At 57.1% G+C, this 20,183-nt stretch carries 15 protein-coding genes and 1 pseudogene; 5 read left to right on the top strand and 11 right to left on the bottom strand.

What is annotated here, in order from left to right; translation table 11 throughout:
* Positions 1–24: 24 nt before the first annotated feature.
* The 5 genes from M3668_RS08495 to nhaA (M3668_RS08475) all read right to left on the bottom strand — a co-directional run bounded on the left by M3668_RS08495 (position 25) and on the right by nhaA (M3668_RS08475) (position 7,094).
* Positions 25–1,497, bottom strand: a complete 1,473-nt coding sequence (locus M3668_RS08495) for a TIGR01777 family oxidoreductase (RefSeq protein WP_251380412.1) — start codon at positions 1,495–1,497, stop codon at positions 25–27.
* Positions 1,498–1,571: 74 nt separating this feature from the next.
* Positions 1,572–2,018 carry a hypothetical protein gene (locus M3668_RS08490; protein ID WP_251380411.1) on the bottom strand — a complete coding sequence of 149 codons (447 nt, stop codon included), beginning with the start codon at positions 2,016–2,018 and terminating at the stop codon, positions 1,572–1,574.
* A gap of 405 nt (positions 2,019–2,423) precedes the next feature.
* Complete coding sequence (locus tag M3668_RS08485; protein WP_251380410.1) at positions 2,424–3,971, bottom strand: alanine/glycine:cation symporter family protein; 1,548 nt, start codon at positions 3,969–3,971, stop codon at positions 2,424–2,426.
* Positions 3,972–4,177: 206 nt separating this feature from the next.
* Positions 4,178–5,524, bottom strand: coding sequence for a Na+/H+ antiporter NhaA (nhaA, locus tag M3668_RS08480; protein ID WP_251380409.1), 1,347 nt, complete (start codon positions 5,522–5,524; stop codon positions 4,178–4,180).
* A gap of 223 nt (positions 5,525–5,747) precedes the next feature.
* A complete protein-coding gene (gene nhaA / locus M3668_RS08475; protein WP_251380408.1) occupies positions 5,748–7,094 on the bottom strand; it encodes a Na+/H+ antiporter NhaA in 1,347 nt (448 codons plus the stop codon).
* 294 nt (positions 7,095–7,388) lie between these two features.
* On the opposite strand from nhaA (M3668_RS08475), the gene M3668_RS08470 reads away from it, so the two are divergent.
* Entirely contained in the window at positions 7,389–7,907 is a 519-nt protein-coding gene (locus M3668_RS08470; RefSeq protein WP_251380407.1) for a MarR family winged helix-turn-helix transcriptional regulator, read from the top strand.
* Positions 7,908–8,417: 510 nt separating this feature from the next.
* Here the strand turns inward: M3668_RS08470 and M3668_RS08465 are convergent.
* Positions 8,418–9,818: an amino acid permease gene (locus M3668_RS08465; protein ID WP_251380406.1), complete on the bottom strand. Its 1,401-nt coding sequence runs from the start codon at positions 9,816–9,818 to the stop codon at positions 8,418–8,420.
* Between the two features lie 183 nt (positions 9,819–10,001).
* Between M3668_RS08465 and M3668_RS08460 the strand changes: the two are divergent.
* Together M3668_RS08460 and M3668_RS08455 are read left to right on the top strand one after the other, a co-directional pair.
* Positions 10,002–10,526, top strand: a pseudogene (locus tag M3668_RS08460) (homocysteine S-methyltransferase family protein).
* 131 nt (positions 10,527–10,657) lie between these two features.
* Positions 10,658–11,290 carry a superoxide dismutase gene (locus tag M3668_RS08455; protein ID WP_251380405.1) on the top strand — a complete coding sequence of 211 codons (633 nt, stop codon included), beginning with the start codon at positions 10,658–10,660 and terminating at the stop codon, positions 11,288–11,290.
* A 170-nt stretch (positions 11,291–11,460) separates the two neighbouring features.
* Here M3668_RS08455 and M3668_RS08450 read toward each other — a convergent pair whose 3' ends face one another.
* Positions 11,461–12,288: an NUDIX hydrolase gene (locus M3668_RS08450; RefSeq protein ID WP_251380404.1), complete on the bottom strand. Its 828-nt coding sequence runs from the start codon at positions 12,286–12,288 to the stop codon at positions 11,461–11,463.
* A gap of 124 nt (positions 12,289–12,412) precedes the next feature.
* Complete coding sequence (locus M3668_RS08445; protein ID WP_251380403.1) at positions 12,413–12,733, bottom strand: putative quinol monooxygenase; 321 nt, start codon at positions 12,731–12,733, stop codon at positions 12,413–12,415.
* Between the two features lie 132 nt (positions 12,734–12,865).
* Between M3668_RS08445 and M3668_RS08440 the strand changes: the two genes are divergently transcribed.
* Positions 12,866–14,323, top strand: coding sequence for a protein adenylyltransferase SelO (locus tag M3668_RS08440; protein WP_251380402.1), 1,458 nt, complete (start codon positions 12,866–12,868; stop codon positions 14,321–14,323).
* A 221-nt stretch (positions 14,324–14,544) separates the two neighbouring features.
* Positions 14,545–15,774 (top strand): NRAMP family divalent metal transporter, encoded by a 1,230-nt coding sequence (locus M3668_RS08435; protein WP_251380401.1) that lies wholly within the window; start codon positions 14,545–14,547, stop codon positions 15,772–15,774.
* 115 nt (positions 15,775–15,889) lie between these two features.
* Here M3668_RS08435 and M3668_RS08430 read toward each other — a convergent pair whose 3' ends face one another.
* The 3 genes from M3668_RS08430 to M3668_RS08420 form a co-directional block, all read right to left on the bottom strand.
* Positions 15,890–16,576, bottom strand: a complete 687-nt coding sequence (locus M3668_RS08430) for a GntR family transcriptional regulator (RefSeq protein ID WP_251380400.1) — start codon at positions 16,574–16,576, stop codon at positions 15,890–15,892.
* A gap of 112 nt (positions 16,577–16,688) precedes the next feature.
* A complete protein-coding gene (locus M3668_RS08425; protein ID WP_251380399.1) occupies positions 16,689–18,440 on the bottom strand; it encodes an acetyl-CoA carboxylase biotin carboxylase subunit in 1,752 nt (583 codons plus the stop codon).
* Positions 18,433–20,154 (bottom strand): 5-oxoprolinase subunit B/C family protein, encoded by a 1,722-nt coding sequence (locus M3668_RS08420; RefSeq protein WP_251380398.1) that lies wholly within the window; start codon positions 20,152–20,154, stop codon positions 18,433–18,435. Before M3668_RS08420 ends, M3668_RS08425 begins: the two co-directional genes overlap by 8 nt.
* Positions 20,155–20,183 lie beyond the last annotated feature (29 nt).

Raw genomic sequence — 20,183 nt, 5'->3', positions numbered from 1 at the left:
GGTGAGGCGTTAGTTGTGCCAGGTTTAGCGCACCAGCTCGTGTTCTAGTGCCTGGCGCAGAGCAGGTTCAAAGAAAACATAGCCGCTCTTGACCAGTTTGTCAGCGCTGGCGTTTTGGCTGGCAAGCGCGAGCTCCTGCACACCCTCTTTTTTAAGCAGGAGGGCAGGAGCCGCCGGGGGAATCGGTAGAACCGCAGGACGCTTGAGTGCTGCCCCCACAGTCTTAGCCAGCTTCTTGGCGGTAACAGGGGTGGGTGCAACCGCGTTAACTGGGCCCTGCAAAGAATCGGTGAAGAGAGCGTGCACATAGATGCCCGCAATATCGTCCAGGCTTACCCAGCTCTGCATCTGCTCACCGCTGCCCACATACCCACCGGTGCCGGTGAGAAAGAGAGGCAGCTGAACTTTGAGCATGCCACCAAGGGCTGACTGCACCAGGCCGGTACGAATATTAACGGTGCGCAGACCAGCTTCCCTGGCAGGTTCGGTCGCGGCCTCCCACTGCTGGCATACCTCCGCTAAAAAGCCGGAACCCGCCGGGGTATCTTCAGTCAGCACCTCGGTGCCCCGGTCAGCTCCATAGAAGCCAACCGCCGAAGCGCAAATGAAGGTGTGGGGCACCTGGCCGGCGCCGCCGTCCTTGCGTGCCAAATCTGCAAGCGTATTAGCCAGCAGGGTGGTGGACTGGATGCGGGACTCAAGAATAGCTTTCTTGTTCTGCTCCGTAAAACGCTGATTGATGCTTGCGCCACCCAGGTGGATAACAGCTTGCGCGCCATCAAAAGCCTCGGTATCAATCTCACCAGCGGCAGGGTCCCAGCGAAACTCATTCTCAGCTTGAGGAGCACGGCGCACCAGAGTGCGCACCGTGTGCCCACCGCCGGTCAAGAGGGCGGAAACCTGCTGCCCCACCATGCCTGAAGCACCAGCGATAACCACGGTGATGGGATCGTGGGCGTACCGCTCCTGGAATTCAAGGTCAGCAGCAATACGGCGCTCGCGAGCATCAAAAACTCTTGTCAGGTGCTTGTTAACCAGAGTGTCACCAATTTTTTCGGCACCTTTACGGCCGGTGCCCAGCAGCTTAAAGCCCTGCTGTTTTGCCTTACCTTCGGCCTCCTGAGCAGATGTACCCAGCTTCTCACCGGGGAACAGTTCATACGTCACGGTATCCCGCATGACGGTGCGTCCGGGAGTCTCAAAGAAGTCGTGGGTGTGCTGCCAGGAGCTAAAAGGGCCTTTGGTCTGCTGGTCCGTAAAAGTATCTTCTCCTGCTGCCACGTGCTCGGCGGTCCAGGGAAGAGTGAGTAGGCCTGAGGTGAAGGGGAGGGCTGAGGCAAGGTGCGCCTGCGAACCAAGATTCTGGGGGTCGCCTTCTTTCTTGACCGAACCTGACCAGTGCGGGGTGGCCCTGGTGAGAGCGCCGGGGCGGGTCAGCCAGGTTTTCACCGTTTCTTGAGAGGGCGTGAAAGTTGAAGTGTGGGTGAAAATTGCCACGGGGTGCTCCTTTGCTACGGTGGTAGTATAAGTGAGCTTACCTTTTATGTGGGTGGAGTACCAATAGGGTTCTGCTAGATACCCAGAGCCTCCAGCTTTGTTTCTATCGCCTCCACCAGCTCAGCTACCGTGGTGATGTAGTACTTCTCTGCTAGGGTTACCGCATTCTCACCCGGGATCCCGCCAGTAGCGAAGGAACCAGCTCCGAAGGTGTCACCGGATATGGATGCTGCGGCCCCACCAAAACTAGCCCCTGAATCAAAGCCGGTGCTGGCTATCAGCTGACCGCCGGCATCCTCACGGGTGAGGGTGAAACCGTAGGCGGTGCTGTCAGCGTAGCTGAGATTGAGCACGTACTCCACGGTCACCCCGTCCTCGGTGCGCTCGGTGGAAAGGTCAGCGTCATCTAAGAACTCCCCATCGAGTTCTAGCCCACCGTTGTATTCCAGTGCCCAGCCGAACTTCTTAGCCAGGGTATAGGCGGTTTCTTTAATCTGGGTGTGCTGAGGGTCAACGGGCATGGGGCTCCTTCTTGCCGTATATAGATATTTCGTGTTGCTCTGTGGCGATGTGTAGGAAGGTCTCTAAATCTGCAGGAACAGGATCTTCTCTCACCTCGAAAAAGTGTGTAAATCTAAGGCACCCTCTATGTCAGCGCTGATTATAGGGAAAGTGCAGTCTTTATCGGTGTTCTGAGATATTAACCTTTATCAACTTTCCCGTATTTCCAAGGAACGTAGGACCATTATGCCAGAATCATAATGCTCCATTAAATAAACTTTCTTGCTGTGTATGCCTCGTGGACGAAGGGGTTGAGGTGGGGACGCTACTCCCCCTTAAAAAGTTGAGTGAGACCAGCCACTTGGTAATGACTGCCCTCACTCACTTTCTAAGGAGTTGAATGGCGGGGGATAGGCACCTGCGTTTTAGTGCCCCTTAGCCGCCTTCTTTTCAGCCATCTTGCGGTCCATCTCGTCCCAGTAGGAACGCTGAGTCAGTTCGTCGGTGCCGTCCCAGGCATCCAGGTTCTTAATCTCGGGCAGATCAGAAGCCTGGAAGATGGGCTCAAGGCCAGCCTTACGCTGGGACTCGTAGTTGCGCAGCACCTTCAGTACCTTAGGCATCAACAGGCAGACCGCGGTCAGGTTCACAATAACCATGCCGCCGTTCAGCAAGTCAGCCAGGTTCCACAATAGATCCAGCGACGCGATAGCACCGAAGAACACAAACACAATGACCACGAGGCGGAAGATGTTCATGGGCAGATGTTTCTCGGTCATGAAACGGATATTTGATTCACCGTAGTAGTAGTTACCGATGATGGAGGAGAAGGCGAAGAGAGCGATTGCTACGGTCAAAAAGTGCACTGCCCAGGGGCCCAGCTGCTCTGCCAGAGCACTCTGGGTGAGCGAAGCGCCCTTGGCCTGATCGCCGTAGGTGGGGTTAGAGAGTAGCACGATGAAAGCGGTGATGGAGCAGACCAGCATGGTGTCAAAGTAGACGCCCAGCGCCTGCACGAAACCCTGCTTGGCGGGGTGCGAAACGGATGCGGTAGCACCGGCGTTAGGCGCGGTACCCATACCGGCCTCGTTAGAGAGTAGGCCGCGGCGCATACCCTGAGTAATCACTGCAATCAGACCACCGGTGGTGAACTCCTTGACGCCAAAAGCACCAGCCAAAATATCACCGATCATGCCGGGGATTTCACCCAGGTTCATCGCCACGATGAGCACACCCAAGAAGAGGTAGAGAACTGCCATCACCGGCACCAGAACCTCAGTCACTGATGAAATGGTGCGAATTCCACCGAAGATAATGAAGGCTGAGATGACAGCGATTATCGCACCAATAGCCAAGCGGAAGCCCATGCCGTGAGTTTCGGTGACGTCCACGTTAAAAGAGCCAGCCACAGCGTCCACAATCGAGTTGGTCTGCACAGCCACAAATACGAAAGCGTAAGTGACCACGATGAAAGCTACAAAGATAAGACCCAGCCAGCGGGCATTCAGGCCGCGCTGCATGTAGTAGGCAGGGCCACCAATATAGGAGTCCTCGCCCTTACGCTTGTAGAGCTGGCCCAGCAAAGACTCAGCAAATGCGGACGCCGCACCCACGGACGCGATAACCCACATCCAAAAAACTGCGCCAGGGCCACCAATAGAGATAGCTAGCGCAACACCGGCGATGTTGCCTGTACCTACACGGGACGCCGCGGAGACAGTGAAAGCGCGGAAAGCTGAGATGCTCTTCTTGCCGTTGTACTCAGTGCCCGCTGGATCCTTAAGAGTGCGGAACATTTCACCGATGGAACGGAACTGGATGCCGCGGGTGGCTACCGTGATAAAGAGGCCAACAGCGACTAGGGCGTAGAGAAGGAAGTATTTCCAGAGAGCGTCTGAGGTGTTAGTAATTCTCTCAGTCGCCCCTGCGGTGGACTGGTTAATCCAGTGAACCGCGTCCAGCAAAATATCCATGCGTGCTCCAAATCTTTAATGGGCAACACCACCCCGATTGTATGGGTGGGGTGGTGGTGCGCTACTCAGTAGCAAACCGCCGCGGCACGTGGGGCGGGGGCTTGCCAGTGTGTGGGGGCCAAATACCCTCGTAAATACCTAGGCAATTCTCACAGCTCACCCGCAAATGTGCAAAGGGGTGGGACTGTGACGTTGTCGTTTCGTGGTTAGCGTTTGCTGGTGTCGTCCGTGAAGACGTCGGGGATGCCGTCCTGGTTTTCGTCCAGAGATTCCTTCTGGGCAATCAGCTTGTAGTGCTTGTTGCGTATGGACAGGATGATAGCGCCACAGATAGCGGCGGTGACAGATCCGATCATAATGCCGATTTTGGCGTCCTCGGTGTGAGCGTCCCCTGCCGCGAAGGACAGTTCGGCCACCAACATGGAGACAGTGAAGCCGATACCGCCGGTCACCGCCAGGCCAATGATGTCCACCCAGGCGATGTCGGAGTCTAGGTTGACGCCGCGGAAGCGGGTAATAAGCCAGGTGGTGCCGGTGATACCGATTGTCTTGCCGACTACCAGGCCCACGATGATGCCGATGGCTACGGGGTCGGTGACTGCTCGCTGCAGGCCGTCCCAACCGCCAATCGCTACACCGGCTGAGAAGAATGCAAAGAGGGGAACGCAGAGGCCGGTAGAGAGCGGGCGCAGGCGGTGCTCGAGCACCTCAGACAGGCCGCCGTGCGACCCGGCTGCCTTAGCCTGGGTGGTCATACGCACCGGTACGCAGAAGCCGAGGATGACGCCGGCGATGGTGGCGTGAATACCTGACTCCAAGAACAGTGCCCAGGTAATAAGCCCCAGGGGTAGCAGAATAACCCAAGCAGCCCACTTCTTTTCGTGGAAGAGACGCTCATGCTTGTGAGTCATCCAGAAGTAAATACCGATGGGAATAATGGAGGCAATGAGGTACCAGGCCTGAAAGCTGCTGGTGTAAAAGAGAGCGATGATGACGATGGCGATTAGGTCATCGACCACCGCCAGAGTCAGCAAGAAGGTACGCAGGGCTGCGGGGAGGAAGGTGCCCGCACCCGCCAGCACAGCAACCGCGAAGGCAATATCGGTCGCGGCGGGAATAGCCCAACCGTGCACCGCAGTATCACTGCCGTTGTTGATGGCGAAATAGAGAATAGCGGGAGTCATAGCACCACCAAAGGCCGCAGCTACCGGAACTATTGCTTTGCCGGGGCTGCGCAGGTCACCCACCACGAACTCTTTTTTGAGTTCCAGGCCGGTGAGGAAGAAGAAGACAGTGAGCAAGCCGTCTGCAGCCCAATTGTGCACATTCATCATCAGGTGGCTAAAGCCGGGCACAGTTATGCCGACCTCAGTGTCACGCACAGTCTCGTAGAAGTGGGACGCCTGGGTATTTGCCAGCACCACGGCAAGCACGGTGGCGGCAAGAAGGATGAAACCACCCACCGACTCTTTGCGCATGATGTCTGAAATGCGGGCAGTTTCTGCGTAGGAGCCGCGGGAAAAGAGATCCTGGCTCTGAGGCGTCTGGGACATGTCGTTCTTTCTCTGAAAAGGAGGACGTGTCAGTGTGTCTAGGCAAGCTCACCTTAAACTTCTGCACGCTGTGCTTTACCCATTATGCTCCTGATGGAACATTATGTTCAGTATGTACGAGCGAGAAAATGAACGTTACCCCTACCGTTCCCGCTAAATCTGAACAAAAAAGAGGAGCACCCCGGGTGGGGTGCCCCTCTGCTAAGCAGTGCTGGCTTGATGTCTAGGAAAGCTGCTGCTTAGTGCTGTCGTCAGTAAAGACGTCGGGCACGCCGTCCTGGTTGACGTCCTCAAGTTCCTTGAGGGCAATCTCCTTGTAGCGCTTGTTGCGCATAGATAGGATTGCGCCACCCATCATTGCGGCGGTGATCGATGCGGTCAGAATAGCGACCTTGGCGTCGTCGTTATAGTCAGAACCTAGACCGAAGGATAGCTCGGCAATGAGCAGCGAAACGGTAAAACCGATACCGGCAAGAGTTGCTACACCAAAGACGTCTACCCACTTGATATCAGGGTCAAGGTTGGCGCCGCGCAGGCGGGTAATTAGCCAGGTGGATGCGGTGATACCAATCATCTTGCCCAGTACCAGAGCAATGACAATGCCGTAAGCGATGGGCTCGGTGATGGAGGTGGTGAAGCCTTCCCAACCGCCGATGAAGACGCCCGCTGAGAAGAAGGCGAACACGGGTACGCAGAAACCTGCGGAGAAGGGGCGCACGCGGTGCTCCATGACCTCGGCCAGACCGTGGTGGGCGTCCGCTGCTTCAGTGCGGGTGTTCTGGCGTACGGGAATCAAGAAGGCAAGAATAACGCCGGCGATGGTGGCGTGGATACCGGAGTTGAGGAAGAGCACCCAGACGATGAAGCCAATGGGTAGCAGAATGAGCCAGCTAGCGGCGGGGGAGAGATGGAAGAGTTTCTCACCTTTACGGGCGACCAGTGCGTAGAGGGCGATGGGGATGATCGCCAGCGCCAGGTAGCCAATCTGCAGATCAGAGGTGTAGAAGACGGCGATGATAGTAATCGCGATAAGGTCATCGACCACTGCCAAGGTCAGCAGGAAGGTACGCAGAGCTGCGGGTAGGTGCGAACCAATGACTGCCAGGATGGCTACGGCGAAGGCGATATCGGTAGCGGCGGGGATTGCCCAGCCGCCCAGTGCTTCATCGCTGCTGTTGAGGTTAACCAGTACGTAAAACAGAGCGGGCAAGGCGACGCCGCCAGCTGCCGCCACGATGGGAACCATCGCCTTGCCGGGGTTACGCAGATCGCCTTCTACGAACTCCTTTTTGAGTTCGAGACCGACTAGAAAGAAGAAGACAGCGAGCAGTCCATCTGATGCCCAGTGGCCGATGGAGAGTTTGAGGTGTAGCCCCCAGAAGTCTGCACCCAGGTAGGTGTCGCGCAGACCAAAGTAGTGTTCTGATGCTGCTGAGTTGGCAAAGATAAGGGCCAAAAGGGTGGCAATCAGCAGAATAATGCCGCCGGTGGATTCTTTAGAAAGGATTTCGCTAATGCGCTGGGATTCCTTGTAGGAACCTCGCGAGAGCACGGTGTTATCGGTCGTCATAAAACCTTCTGATTTGTGGTTCTTCTGCAAGAATATCTACCGCCAGCTTATGACCTAACCGCCCTGAGATGGCGAGTAATAGGTTGAGCTGGCGAGCCGACCAGTCTTCCCGGCACACCTTAGTATGTCAGCTTACCAAATATTAGAGGGAGAGGCGCTCAGTTATTTTTGGGCCATCGAACCAATTATGTGAGAGAGTACGGGAAGTCTCTCAAACTGTGGGTGAATATGAAGCGCTATGTGAGAAACTACAATAGATGAAAAATCGCCTTTCCAGCCTAGAATGAGGATTTTATGAGCCGCCAAAAAGTCACTTCCGCCGCTGAGGTTCCACAGTGGCTTAATGAGGAAGAACGCGAAGGGTGGCTTTTCCTTTCCTCTATTATGTTCAACCTGCCCGGTCAGCTCGAAAGCCAGCTACAGGCAGATTCTGACCTCAGTTTTGTGGAGTACATGGTGCTCGCCATGCTTTCTGAGTCTCCGCATCATAAGCTCACCATGACCGAGCTCGCCCGTCAGACTAATACCCTCCTTCCCCGCCTGTCTCGTGTGGTGACCCGCCTTGAAAAGGACGGTTTCGTGCAGCGTACTGTCTGGAAGAAGGACCGCCGAGTTTCAATCTGCCACCTGCTACCCGAAGGTTACGCCAAAGTGCACGACGCCGCGCCCGGTCACGTAGCCGCTGTGCGTCAGCTTATTTTTGACCGTCTCCAGAACCGCCAGATTACTGCCTTGGCTAAAATCGGTGAAGCTGTACTGGGGGACAAGCCCAGCTCGGTCATGAACCTGGAAAATGTTCAGTCTTTAGACTAGATGAGCCCCCCTGTAGGCTGCTCGTTCAGCCTGCCACACACCTAAAGTTCTAGAACCCCGGACGGACAGCCGTCGGGGGTTTCTTCTTTCACAGATGTTATCCACACTGAGGTTCTGCATGTGGGATGTGTAGTCACCGGAATATAAGGAAATTTGCAAGGTTCAAGAAAAGTTTTCCCCAGCTGTGGATAAGACTGTGAACAATATCCACTTAAAGTGGGGAAAGACTGCCCAAATGTGGGTAAGAAGCCTCAAAGAGGTAAATATGAGGGGGAAACCTGATGAGATACCTCGGTTATCCACAGGTCTTATCCACACAGTGGAAAACTTACACCGGTGTTATTTTCGAAGACGAGCCGTGTATTTTCGAAATAGAGCACCTGCTTTTATCGCCCGACGCCGGTGTGGTTTAGAATCTCATCGAATATTAAATGTATTTAATTCGAATATCCCCAGACTTATCCCCACCTGTGGATAACTTTTTGGAGCTTAAGTGGAAAGGTGTGGAAACTAGCTACTTACTTTGCCGCGCTTACCTACAAAGATTCGATGTGCCAGGTAACAGGCCAGCACAAACGGTACGGTGTAGTACAGCGCGGGCCGCTGAGTTTCATCAAATACGATGAGAATGCATGACAAAGAGCTGAGGATGAGAGCGGCCCAGGAGGTCCAGGGGTAGCCAGGAGCTTTGTAGGCTAGATCACCCAGGCTCTTGCCTTCTGCCAGGTACCTCTTGCGGAACACGATGTGGGAGGCCGCAATCGAAATCCATACCAGTACTACGGCGAGCCCCGATACAGATACCAGAAGAAGGTAGACGGTGCCAGCTGCCACAACGCTGGATAGCAGGGCCAGCAAGCCTCCCACCATGGAGATACACATGGCAAGGAAGGGCACACCAAACCTGTTAACGGAAGCCAGCTGTTGGGGGATCATGCCTTCATTAGCTAAAGACCAGAGCATACGGGTCGAAGCGTATAGCCCGGAGTTAGCCGCCGACAGAATAGCAGTGATAATTACAAAGTTCATCAGGTCGGCCGCGTAAGGCACCCCAATCATTTCAAAGACCGTGACGAAGGGGCTCTGCTCCACTCCTGCGCTTTGGTAAGGGATGAGGGCTGACATGACAATGATAGCCACCACAAAGAAGATAGCTAAACGCCAGAGGGTGCCGTGGATAGCACGGGGTATTGACTGTTCAGGGTCTTTGGCTTCACCGGCAGCAACACCGATGAGTTCGGTGCCTGAGAAGGCAAAATTAACGGTGAGCATCACGGTGAAAACAGCCATGAGCCCGTTGGGAAACAGACCGTCGGCAACAATATTAGAAAAACCCGGTGCTTCTCCGCCATCTCGTAACGGCAAGGCGCCAAACATGGCTAGGGCACCCAGCACAATAAAACCGATAATGGCAAAGACTTTGACGCTAGCAAGCCACGCCTCAGTATCGGCAAACCACTTCACTGATACCGTATTGAGCACAAAAATAATGACGATGAAGATGGCGCTCCACACCCAGACTGGGCTCGCTGGGAACCACTTCTGCATGAGCAAACCTACCGCTGTGAACTCTGAACCGAGGGCAATCGTCCAGGTGAGCCAGTACAAAATTGCTACGGTAAAGCCCGTTCCTCTGCCAAGAAATTTGTTGGCGTAGACATGGAAAGAGCCGGTATACGGCATTGCTACCGACAGTTCTGCTAGACACATCATCACCAGGTAGACAATTAAGGCACCCAGCCCGTAGGCCAGCACCGTACCCAATGGGCCAGCCTGATTAATGGTGTAGCCCGAACTCAAAAACAGACCGGTGCCAATTACGCCTCCCAGTGAGAGCATTAGCATGTGCCTGCTGCTCATCTGGCGTTCTAAATGCTGCTGACCTGATGTATCACTATGTGATGAAGCCATAACCTATTTCTTTACCTGACATACATTGGAAGGTGAATAATCATCGTTCTATCCAGAGGACATCATGGCAACACAACGCCTCAGCACCTTACTTGCGGCCACCGCACCTTTAGTGGTGGATGGAGCTATGGCAACAGAACTAGAAAAACTGGGGGTTGATACTGCTACACCGGCGCCTACAATTTGCCGGATGCCACATACCGTGAATTCCACCGACAGCGCATAGCCCTGGCGGATGCCGCGGGTGCTGACTGTTTTGCCTTTGAGACCATGCCTAACGTAGATGAGATACTTGCGTTGGTAGGACTACTAGCCGATGAGTTCCCAGAATCCCAAGCCTGGTTTTCCTTCTCTGTGAAAGACCCACATCATTTGGCAGATGGGACACCCCTGGCAGAACTGATCTCTGCCCTTAATACAGCAGATTAGGTTCTAGCCCTTGGCGTCAACTGTCTCGCCCAGCAGCTGGTTGAACCAGCATTGAAACACCTGCGCTCACTGACCGAAAAACCATTGGTGGCCTACCCTAACTCAGGTGAAGCCTATGATCCCATTACTAAAACCTGGCACCCTGCTGGGGCGGGGGCGTCCTTTGCCCTTAACACCTCGGTCTGGGTAGAGGCCGGTGCCCGACTCATCGGAGGATGCTGTCGTACCACCCCGCAGGATATCGCTGAGATATCTCGTGCCGTACGAGACCTGCAGTGAATACTCGTGTTAGCTGACCGCTGAACAGGTGTCTTTGCGCGTAAAGTCTCGTGACCGCCCCCACCCAAAGTGTGTAGAGTTAACACCAGAAAGACCCAACGCTGGGTCTTACAACGAAAGGAATACCCCTCATGGCAGAGAAGTACGTTCTCCCTGAACTCTCCTACGACTATGCAGCCCTCGAGCCCCACATCTCAGCTCGCATCATGGAGCTGCACCACTCAAAGCACCACGCAACCTACGTAGGCGGCGCAAACACCGCTCTTGAGAAGATGGAAGAAGCCCGCGAGAAGGGCGACTTCGCCAACATCGGTAAGCTTTCCAAGGACCTCGCCTTCAACCTGGGTGGTCACACCAACCACTCCGTCTTCTGGGAAAACCTTTCCCCCGAGGGCGGCGACAAGCCCGAAGGTGAACTGGCAGCAGCAATCGATGACAACTTCGGTTCATTCGACGGCTTCCGCGCCCACTTTGAAAACGTAGCACTGACCATTCAGGGTTCCGGCTGGGCAATCCTGGCGTGGGACACCGTGGGTAAGCGCCTCGTTATCGAGCAGCTCTACGATCAGCAGGGCAACATCTCCGTAGCCCTCATTCCCGTTCTGCAGCTGGATATGTGGGAGCACGCCTTCTACCTGGACTACCAGAACGTCAAGGGTGACTACGTTAAGGCCTTCTGGAACATCGTGAACTGGGCAGACGTTGCAGCACGCTTCGACCGCGCAGTATCCCAGACCAAGGGTCTGATCATTCCCGAGGCATAAACCCTTAGGAATACTAAAGGACGCTGGGCCCCGCACCTTCTGCATGGAAGGTTGGGGCCCAGCGTCCTTTGGTTTTCAGGCTATCGAGGAGCCAGGGCGAACGGGTGCAGCTTCACCGGCATACACGGCGACCTCAACGTAACCGGTCTCTACTGAAACTACCGTGGCGCTCATACCTCATGATTTTGGGCGTGGTAGGCAGCCTCGCGGTACATGCCCAGCGGGCCCTGATCAGCGAAAGCGCGTGAGTGGTCGTAACGGTAGAGACGCGGTGGGCGATGGCGGGTGCCCTCTACCCGCTTGCCGGTATCAATAATCGACTTGGACGCCGCAATCTGGCGGCGGAAATTTGCGGGGTCAAGCGGGCGGTCAAGAATAGCCTCATAGACCTCACGCAGCTGCGCTAGCGTGAATTCTTCACCTAGGAAGGAATGGGCGATACGCGAGTATTCCACCTTATTCTGCAGGCGGTAGCGGGCATACTCAATGATTTCGTTGTGGTCAAAAGCCAGTACGGGTAGCTCGTCGATGGGGAACCATTTAATGTTCGCGTGGACCCGGGTGCGGTTGACCTCGGTCTGGGGAATCGAAGCCCAGTAAATCACTGACACGACGCGCTCGTGGGTGTCCTCTTCAGCGGGGATAGGCAGGGAGCCGCCCTCACGCATGACCTTGTAATCGGGGGTGCGGTGGACGTCGCCAAAAGCGTAGAGCTGCTCAAGGTAGCCGGGTACCAAGCCGGTAGCGCGCTTGAGAGTGGAGCCTGCCGCTTCTTCTAGAGAAAGGGCGGGTAAGAGGGGACCACCTGGCAGTGCCCACTGACCCTTATAGGGTTCCCGCAAACGGCGCACTAGCGGTAGCCATAGTGAGTGGTGCTGCTGCCCTTCTTTGCGGCGCAGCGCCAGAATAACGGTGGAGACGGCCAGTGAAACGGACGTGTGGTCAGCTTCAAGGTGCTCATCGTGCGCAGTGTGAGAGGTCGAGTCAGGCAAAGTCATGGGGCTCCCCGGTGCTATAACAAAAGTTAGAGTCAGTTTATAAAAAGGTGGGCACCTCCCATTGTAGTTAATTCAACTGCAAAGAGAGGTGCCCTCGGGCTATGGAGCGGGCCAGCGACTGATTTTAGTCGATTTTCAGCTCGCCCATCTCGCCCCAATCGTCCCCATCAATCTGGCGGGAAATGATCTTGGGGGTAGCGATCAACCAGGGGCGCAGGCTCTCCATACCTTTAGCGAAGTGATCTGAATTCACGTGCGCACCTGCGGCATCGTCGTCGAAAGCCTCAACGAGTACAACTTCATTGGGGTTTTCAACGCTCAGTGACCACTCGTACCACTTGTTACCGGGCTCAGCGCGGGTGCCTTCGGTGAAGTCGCGGGCGGCGGCTAGAAAGCCTTCGCGGTCGCCGTTTTTAACCTGAAATTTCACAACGATAAAAATCATAGGGTGCTCCTTTGACGAGATTAGCTGTCATATCTTATCGTAGGCAGGCCTTGCCCCGAGTGAACAGAGATTAAGTTATCAGCGTTAACCTAATAGATTGGTGGGAAGAGTCCCCACCAGAAAAGCGCAGCCATGAATCTAGAACACATCTACACCAGCACATTCCCCGAGCTTGCTCTTCCTGCTGAGCCGGAGGTTCCCGCCGCAACCACAGGGCACTGGATTAACAAAGACCTAGCGGTCGAACTGGGGTTAGACGCCACCTGGCTAGCGAGTGCAGACGGCCTGCGCTGGCTGACAGGTACTGACGAAATGACCGTTGCCCTCGCCTACTCAGGCCACCAATTCGGGCACCTCTCCCCGATTCTCGGGGACGGGCGCGCCCACCTACTGGGCGAAGTCACCACCTCCGAAAAGCGAGTAGACATCCATCTCAAAGGCAGTGGGCTCACCCCTTTTTCCCGCCCGGGATCAGATGGTAAAGCTCCCCTCTCAGCTGTCTGGCGCGAAGCGGTCATCGGTGAGGCCCTGCACGCCCTGGGTGTACCTACTAGCCGAGCACTGGCGGTCCTGGAGACCGGTGAAACAGTGCGCCGTCGCTCACCTCTGCCCGAGCCTGCCGGCATCCTGGTGCGTGTAGCAGACAGCCACTTGCGGGTCGGCACCTTTCAATACGCCTACATGAATATGGGCTCTGACCAGCGTATAGAGCTCTCTGGCTATGCTTTATCTCGCCATTACCCGCAGATAACACCCGGTAATAATCTGGCACTGACCCTGCTACAACTAGTGGCTGAGCGTCAGGCTCAGCTGGTAGCCCAGTGGATGGGTATGGGTTTTGTGCACGGCGTGCTTAATACTGACAACGTGAGTATCAGCGGCCACGCCATCGACTTCGGCCCCTGCGCTTTCATTGACGGCTTCTCGCACGAGGCAGTCTATAGTTCCATTGACCGGGGTGGCCGCTACGCCTACCGCAACCAACCCGACATCACCCAGTGGAACCTGGCCCGCTTCGCCGAAAGCCTACTAGACCTTATTGACTCTGCGGATCCCAACCGCGCCGTCCACCTGGCAACTGACGTACTCGCGCATTTTGAAGAAATCTATCAGGACGCCCGCACCAGAATCTTTGCTGCCAAGCTAGGCGTTACTGTAGAGGATGCTGCGGGTGCCTCCTCTGAACGGCTGGTCGCGTTTATTGACCGCACCCTAGACCTGCTCAATGAGTACACCCTGGACTTCACCGGCTTCTTCAGAATGCTGACGGATGCCCCCGACCAGTTAGTGGAGCTACTACCAGCCTCTGAGGTGATGGAAGACTGGTTGGCTGACCTTGCCGCCCTGCGCCAAGACACTGGCACAGCCCCGGATCGCGCCGAGGGTCTCATGCAGACTGCTAACCCTGTCTATATTCCGCGCAATCTGCACCTGGAGGCGGCTCTGCGGGCAGCAGAAGGCGGCGATACCGTACCGATACTGCGCCTGCTGGACGCCGTGCGTCAGCCCTTCACCCGCCGTCCCGATCTAGAGGATTTAGAAACTGCGCCAGCCCGTTCCCGCTTCTTCACTAGCTTCTGCGGCACTTAACCAGCCTGTGAGGCAGTGTTTGGGTCTGACCTGGCCTGGCTTAACGTAAATCGCCGTTAAGATTCCACCGCCGTGCACCCGGCACGCGGTGAACTTTTTTGAGGTGCGAGTGACCTTTTCTATGATTGTTCAACAATTGGGGTGTAGCCTATGTCTATGATGTAGCGCGCTTTGCCTTAGGGGCTCCTCACAGCGCGCCCCTATTTTCCAAGGAGACACCCATGGCAGACGCCCTCGTCACCCCCAAAGATCAAGCAGCTCAAGGGCGCCGCACAGCGCTACTTGGCTCCCTCTTCCTCATGGCCACCAGCGCCATTGGTCCCGGCTTCATCACCCAAACCGGCCAGTTCACCTACACGCTGGGCGCTGCCTTTGCCTTTGCCATCCTGATTTCCGTCATCATTGACGTCGCGGTCCAGCTCAACGTCTGGCGCATCGTTGGCGTCTCAGGCATGAAAGCTCAAGAACTCGCTAACTCGGTCATCCCCGGCCTAGGCATTTTCCTCGCCATTCTGGTGGCGCTGGGCGGGTTTGTCTTTAACGTGGGCAACGTTGCTGGCGGCGGTCTCGGTATGAACTCTATGCTGGGTCTTGACCCAAAAATTGGCGGTATCATCACCGCTCTGCTGGCGATTGGCGTCTTCATCTCAAAACGTGCGGGTGTGGCACTGGACCGCATCGTGGTAGCCCTGGGTGTCATTATGATTGTAGCGACCCTCTACGTAGCTATCGTCTCTAACCCTCCCGTGGGCGAGGCCCTCAAGCAGAGTGTCCTACCCGAAGAAATCGACTTCACCATTATCACCACCCTGGTCGGCGGCACCGTGGGCGGCTACATCACCTACGCAGGTGCCCACCGCATGCTGGACGCAGGCATCTCGGGCCCCGAGTACGTCAAGGACATCTCCCGCTCCTCGGTCACCGGCATCATCATCACCGGCATCATGCGCTTCCTGCTCTTTCTCGCCATCTTGGGTGTCGTGGCAACCGGTGTCCAGCTGGACACCGAATCATCCATCGCAGGGCAAGCCTTCGGCATCGCCGCCGGTGAGGTAGGCACGCGCCTCTTTGGCCTTATCTTGTGGGGTGCAGCCATTTCCTCCGTCATCGGCGCCGCGTTTACCTCGGTGTCCTTCCTCACCAGCTCAAAGACCAGCGTTGCTATGAAAAACGGTCTGACCATTGGCTTCATCGTCATATCAACCATTGTCTTCATTATTGCTGGTAAGGCACCTGCCACCCTGCTCATTGTGGCCGGCGCGGTCAATGGTCTCATCCTGCCCGTTGGTTTCGGCGTACTGATGTTCGTAGCAACCTTCTTTGCCAAGAGCCTGCTCAAAGGGTACAAGTACCCGCTGTGGCTAATCATTATTGGCTGGGCGTCTTGGCTACTCACCATTTACTTGGGAGTTATGTCCCTCAGCGGCATCGCCAAACTCTGGGCAGGCTAAGCACCACCCACAACCTGCTCCAGAATAAGCAAAAGGCCCTCTTGATAGAGGGCCTTTTTGCATAGGTGGGAAAGCTCTTCCTCTCACTGGGAAATCGCCTGTGCCCCACGGTGTGTTAGAGCTGACCGGTGAAAAAGTCGCGTGACTCCCACAGATAGCTGCGCAAGTACGCTGTGGCCTCCTCGCGCTCGCCCTTTTCTACAAGCTCCAGTAGGTGGGCGTTCTTCTGAATAAAAGGGGCATGGAAACCGGGCGCAGTCCTCTGGGAAAAGAAGAGCAGGCGCATCTCAGCCAGTACACTTTCCATAGCGCTACTAAGCCGAGCGGACCCCGCAGCATCCACCAGGGCGCGGTGAAACTCTTGGTTGGAGGACGCCATGCCCAGCACCGAACTACGCTCACGGGCCTGCCGCCCCTGGGTCAGGGCCGCCCGCGCCTCAGCAATTTCACCTACAGGCGCCAGATCAATAGCGGCTGCCTGAATAGCCCAGCGCATCGTGAACATTTCCTTAATCTGCTCACCGCCCGGTGAGGGCACAAAAACCCCACGATTGGGGATGCGTTCCACGAGGTTCTGTTCCTCGAGCACCATGAACGCTTGCCGCAGGGTGTTGCGTGAGACGTCCAGGACGCCCGCAAGGTGCTGTTCGCCGAGTTTGGCGCCAGGAACCAGCACTCCATTATTCATGCCGGTACGCAAAACACTCGCAGTCCACTCTGTGGAGCGAGCATGCTCGGGGCGTTGTTGGACTATTTGCTCTAGTGAGGGCAGTATTTCTAGGGTTGTAGTTTCGGGGTTCATATCTGAAACATTACAGGTGCCGGCCGTTTCCTTCATTTTTGGACAGGCTTAGTCCCATTGGGTGGGTGCTAGTTGAGCACCGATGGAACTAAGTCTGCGCAAAATCCAGGGTCTAGAAACGTAAGAGCTGCTCCCCGGCGTTGACCCGCTGCCCGGCGTCCACCAGAATCTCGCTGACAGTGCCAGCGGTTTCAGCAAAGACAGGCACCTCGGTCTTCATGGCCTCGAGCAGGGCAACCTGTGCCCCGGCTTCTACCTCATCGCCCACCTGAACCAGGTAACGCAGTACTGACCCGCTCATGGGAGCTGCCACGCTGACTTCAGCGTCAGCTTCCGGGGTGGACACCGCGCTGCCACCTGCACTACCTAGAGAGGTAAAGACGGTGTCTGGCACGCCAATCTGGCGAGGCTGGCCATCGATTTCAAGGGTGAATCGGGTGAGCCCGGTGCCGGGGAAGCTGGTAGCACCCACGGGCAGCAGGGGCTGGCGGTAGGGCTGCTGTTCGCCGTTAAGACCGGGCAGGAACTCGTCCTCAATCCAGGTGGTGTACACCCCGAACTTCCCGCTCTGCGCGGTGAAAGCTGGCGCCTCAAGAACCTGACGGTCAAAGGGAATCACGGTGGCTACCCCGGCGACATCCAGCTGCTTGAGGGCAAAGCGTGCCCGCGCCAGTGCCTGTTCGCGGGTTGCCCCGGTGACGATCAGTTTAGCCAGCATAGAATCAAAATCGCCGCTCACCACCGAACCGGGGCGTACCCCGGCGTCCCAACGGATCCCGGGGCCAGAGGGCACTGTAATGGATGAAATGACGCCGGCCGCGGGTAGGAAGCCGCGGGCGGAATCCTCTGCATTGATGCGGAATTCAAAAGCATGGCCGGTGGGCTGCGGGGTTTCGGTGAGGGGCAGGGGCTCGCCAGCGGCAATCAGCAGCTGTAGGGCCACCAGATCCACGCCGGTCACCTCTTCGGTCACGGGGTGCTCCACCTGAATGCGGGTATTGACCTCTAGGAAAGAGACTGTGCCGTCCACAGCAATCATGAACTCAGCCGTGCCCACACCAACATAGCCAGCTGCCCGGAAAATCTCTGCGGACGCCCGTTCAATGCTTTGTTGCTGCACTTGTGTGATGAAGGGGGCGGGGGCTTCTTCCACCAGTTTCTGATTGCGCCGCTGCAGGGAGCAGTCGCGGGTACCGATGACTACGACGTTGCCGTGGGTATCTGCCGCAACCTGGGCTTCAACGTGTCGGGGGCGCTCTAGGAAGCGTTCAATGAAGCATTCGCCGTTGCCAAAGGCGGCAAGAGCCTCGCGGGAGGCAGACTCAAAAGCGCCCTCGACCTCATCCAATTCACGCACAATGCGCATGCCGCGCCCGCCACCGCCGTGGGCTGCCTTGATAATGGAGGGCAGACCGTGTTCTTCGGCAAAAGCGCGAGCTTCTGCAGCGCTGGCAACCGGCCCGTCCGAGCCCGGTGCTAGCGGGGCGCCCACCGACTGAGCCAGTTCACGAGCCTTGACCTTATCGCCCAGTGCTTCGATGGTTTCGGGGGCGGGGCCCACCCAGGTAAGCCCGGCGTCCAGCACGGCGCGCGCAAAGGTGGCGTTTTCAGCCAGGAAGCCGTAGCCGGGGTGCACATCGGTGGCGCCGGATGCCAGGGCAATACCCATAACCTTCTCAATGTTCAGGTAGGTTTCGGTGGATGTTGAACCCTCTAGCGCGTAGGCCTCGTCAGCCAGGGCAACGTGTAGAGCTTCAGCATCTGAGTCGGCGTAGATAGCCACTGACCCGATGCCCGCTTGGGCGCAGGCACCAATGATTCGCACGGCAATTTCGCCGCGGTTAGCAATGAGAACTTTACGCATGTTTTTGCACTTTCGTGATGGGGAGGGCAAGGGTCTGAGGTGTAATTTCGATGGGTTCTTGGGGCATCTCGGTGATGAAGCGGATGAGGGTTTGGGGTGGTGACTGGGCGAGAAGCCGCAGGTCAGCCGGGTGCACCGTAGCGATGACGGGGTAGCCGCCGGTCACTGGATGGTCGGCAAGGAAGACCACCGGTTCACCGCTGGGCGGTACCTGGATGGCACCGGGAACCATGCCTTCGCTGGGCAACTCTCCGGCGATAGCGCGGGTTAGCGGGGGCTGGGTATCGGGGGTCTCGGCGGGTAGCAGACGCACACCGATACGATTGCTGTCCTCACTGACCTGCCAGGCGAGCTGGCCAAAGCGTGCCAGGGAATCGGCGGTAAACCAGTCATCACGAGGCCCCGGGATGATCCGAACCTCCAGCGTCTCACCCGCTACCGGAAGGGGTAGAGACGGGGCAGGGTTGCCCACCACGCTGGTCGGCAGGGACGCCAGCTGCAGCTGATCTCCTGCTGTAAGGGGGTCTGCACCCAGGGATGCCAGGGTATCGCGGGAACTACTAGTAGCTTCAAACGGAGCGGCAAACCCACCGCGCACCGCCAGGTAGACCCGCAGGCCCTGCTCAACAGGGGAGAGAGTGAGCTTCTGCCCGGCTTTCAGGGCGAAGGGAGCGTAGGAGCGGGCAACCAGCGGGATGAAAGGCTCGGGATCTTCTGCCTGTAGCCCGGCGTCGGGCTGGGTGCCCTCAGGCTGGTTGATGGTCGCGGTAACCTTGGCGCCGGTGAGCGCCAGCACGGTATCTTCTAGCGCGGTGAGACTTAGCCCGCCCGCCAGATTTTCGAGCACCGTAGCACCCGGTGAATTACCGACCAGCCGGTTAGCCTCTTTCGCGGCGGCGGGGTCAGCAAAACCGGAGGGGGAGACACCCCAGTGGGTTAGCCCCTTGCGGCCAGAGTCTTGAAAGAGGGTCAGCGCACCGGGTGAGTTGACGGTAAGCGCCGGGGGAAGCGCAGTCTTGACTAGCGTGTCAGCGCTGGGAATGGCGCCCTGCTGGGGGCCTTTTTCGGATACCTGCACCAGTTCCCGTACTGCCCGGAACTGCACCTGCATGCCGGGTTCTAGCAGAGCGGGGGTTTCCTGGCCCAGATCCCAGAGGGGTGCATCCGTATGTCCGATAAGCTGCCAGCCGCCGGGGGAGGTGCGGGGGTAAATGCCGGAGAAATCACCGGCAAGACCCACTGAACCGGCGGGAACAGCGGTGCGCGGGGTGGTGCGGCGGGGTACATCCAACACGTTGTCGTGGCGGTGCAGATAGAAGAAGCCCGGGGCAAACCCGGCAAAAGCTACTGACCAGTGCCCGGTGGTGTGGGCGTAGATCACTGCCTCCTGGCTAATGCCCAGCAGAGAAGCGACCTCGGCAACATCCTGGCCGTCATAGACCACATCGATGGTGGCGGTTTGCCCGTGGGTACGCACATCGCCGCTGGTGGCGGGTAGGTCAGGGGCCGCCATGAAAGCGTCCGCTTGTTCAACGGTATTGAAGCGAACCAGCACGGTCTGGGCAGCAGGCACCAGTTCTACTTGCCCAGCGGCAGGACGTTCGACCAGGTGGGCATGCACGTGCAGGGCTGCTTCAAGGGTGGTGCAGTCGACCAGCACTGCGAGTGCGCCGAAGCGTTTAACCGCGCGGGACGTGTGGGAAACCGAGTGCATGCGCCCCCTTGCGGTGTGCCGACTGTAAA

Source organism: Rothia sp. P100 (assembly GCF_023712425.1).
Lineage (GTDB): Bacteria > Actinomycetota > Actinomycetes > Actinomycetales > Micrococcaceae > Rothia > Rothia endophytica.
The sequence above is the reverse complement of the archived record's forward strand: the minus strand, read 5'-3'. Positions and strand labels throughout refer to the sequence as shown.

Coding starts and splice junctions, on each gene's coding strand:
- M3668_RS08490 (WP_251380411.1), bottom strand. CDS start 2,018: ATGCCCGTTGACCCTCAGCACACCCAGATTAAAGAAACCGCCTATACC.
- M3668_RS08485 (WP_251380410.1), bottom strand. CDS start 3,971: ATGGATATTTTGCTGGACGCGGTTCACTGGATTAACCAGTCCACCGCA.
- nhaA (WP_251380409.1), bottom strand. CDS start 5,524: ATGTCCCAGACGCCTCAGAGCCAGGATCTCTTTTCCCGCGGCTCCTAC.
- nhaA (WP_251380408.1), bottom strand. CDS start 7,094: ATGACGACCGATAACACCGTGCTCTCGCGAGGTTCCTACAAGGAATCC.
- M3668_RS08470 (WP_251380407.1), top strand. CDS start 7,389: ATGAGCCGCCAAAAAGTCACTTCCGCCGCTGAGGTTCCACAGTGGCTT.
- M3668_RS08465 (WP_251380406.1), bottom strand. CDS start 9,818: ATGGCTTCATCACATAGTGATACATCAGGTCAGCAGCATTTAGAACGC.
- M3668_RS08455 (WP_251380405.1), top strand. CDS start 10,658: ATGGCAGAGAAGTACGTTCTCCCTGAACTCTCCTACGACTATGCAGCC.
- M3668_RS08450 (WP_251380404.1), bottom strand. CDS start 12,288: ATGACTTTGCCTGACTCGACCTCTCACACTGCGCACGATGAGCACCTT.
- M3668_RS08445 (WP_251380403.1), bottom strand. CDS start 12,733: ATGATTTTTATCGTTGTGAAATTTCAGGTTAAAAACGGCGACCGCGAA.
- M3668_RS08440 (WP_251380402.1), top strand. CDS start 12,866: ATGAATCTAGAACACATCTACACCAGCACATTCCCCGAGCTTGCTCTT.
- M3668_RS08435 (WP_251380401.1), top strand. CDS start 14,545: ATGGCAGACGCCCTCGTCACCCCCAAAGATCAAGCAGCTCAAGGGCGC.
- M3668_RS08430 (WP_251380400.1), bottom strand. CDS start 16,576: ATGAACCCCGAAACTACAACCCTAGAAATACTGCCCTCACTAGAGCAA.
- M3668_RS08425 (WP_251380399.1), bottom strand. CDS start 18,440: ATGCGTAAAGTTCTCATTGCTAACCGCGGCGAAATTGCCGTGCGAATC.
- M3668_RS08420 (WP_251380398.1), bottom strand. CDS start 20,154: ATGCACTCGGTTTCCCACACGTCCCGCGCGGTTAAACGCTTCGGCGCA.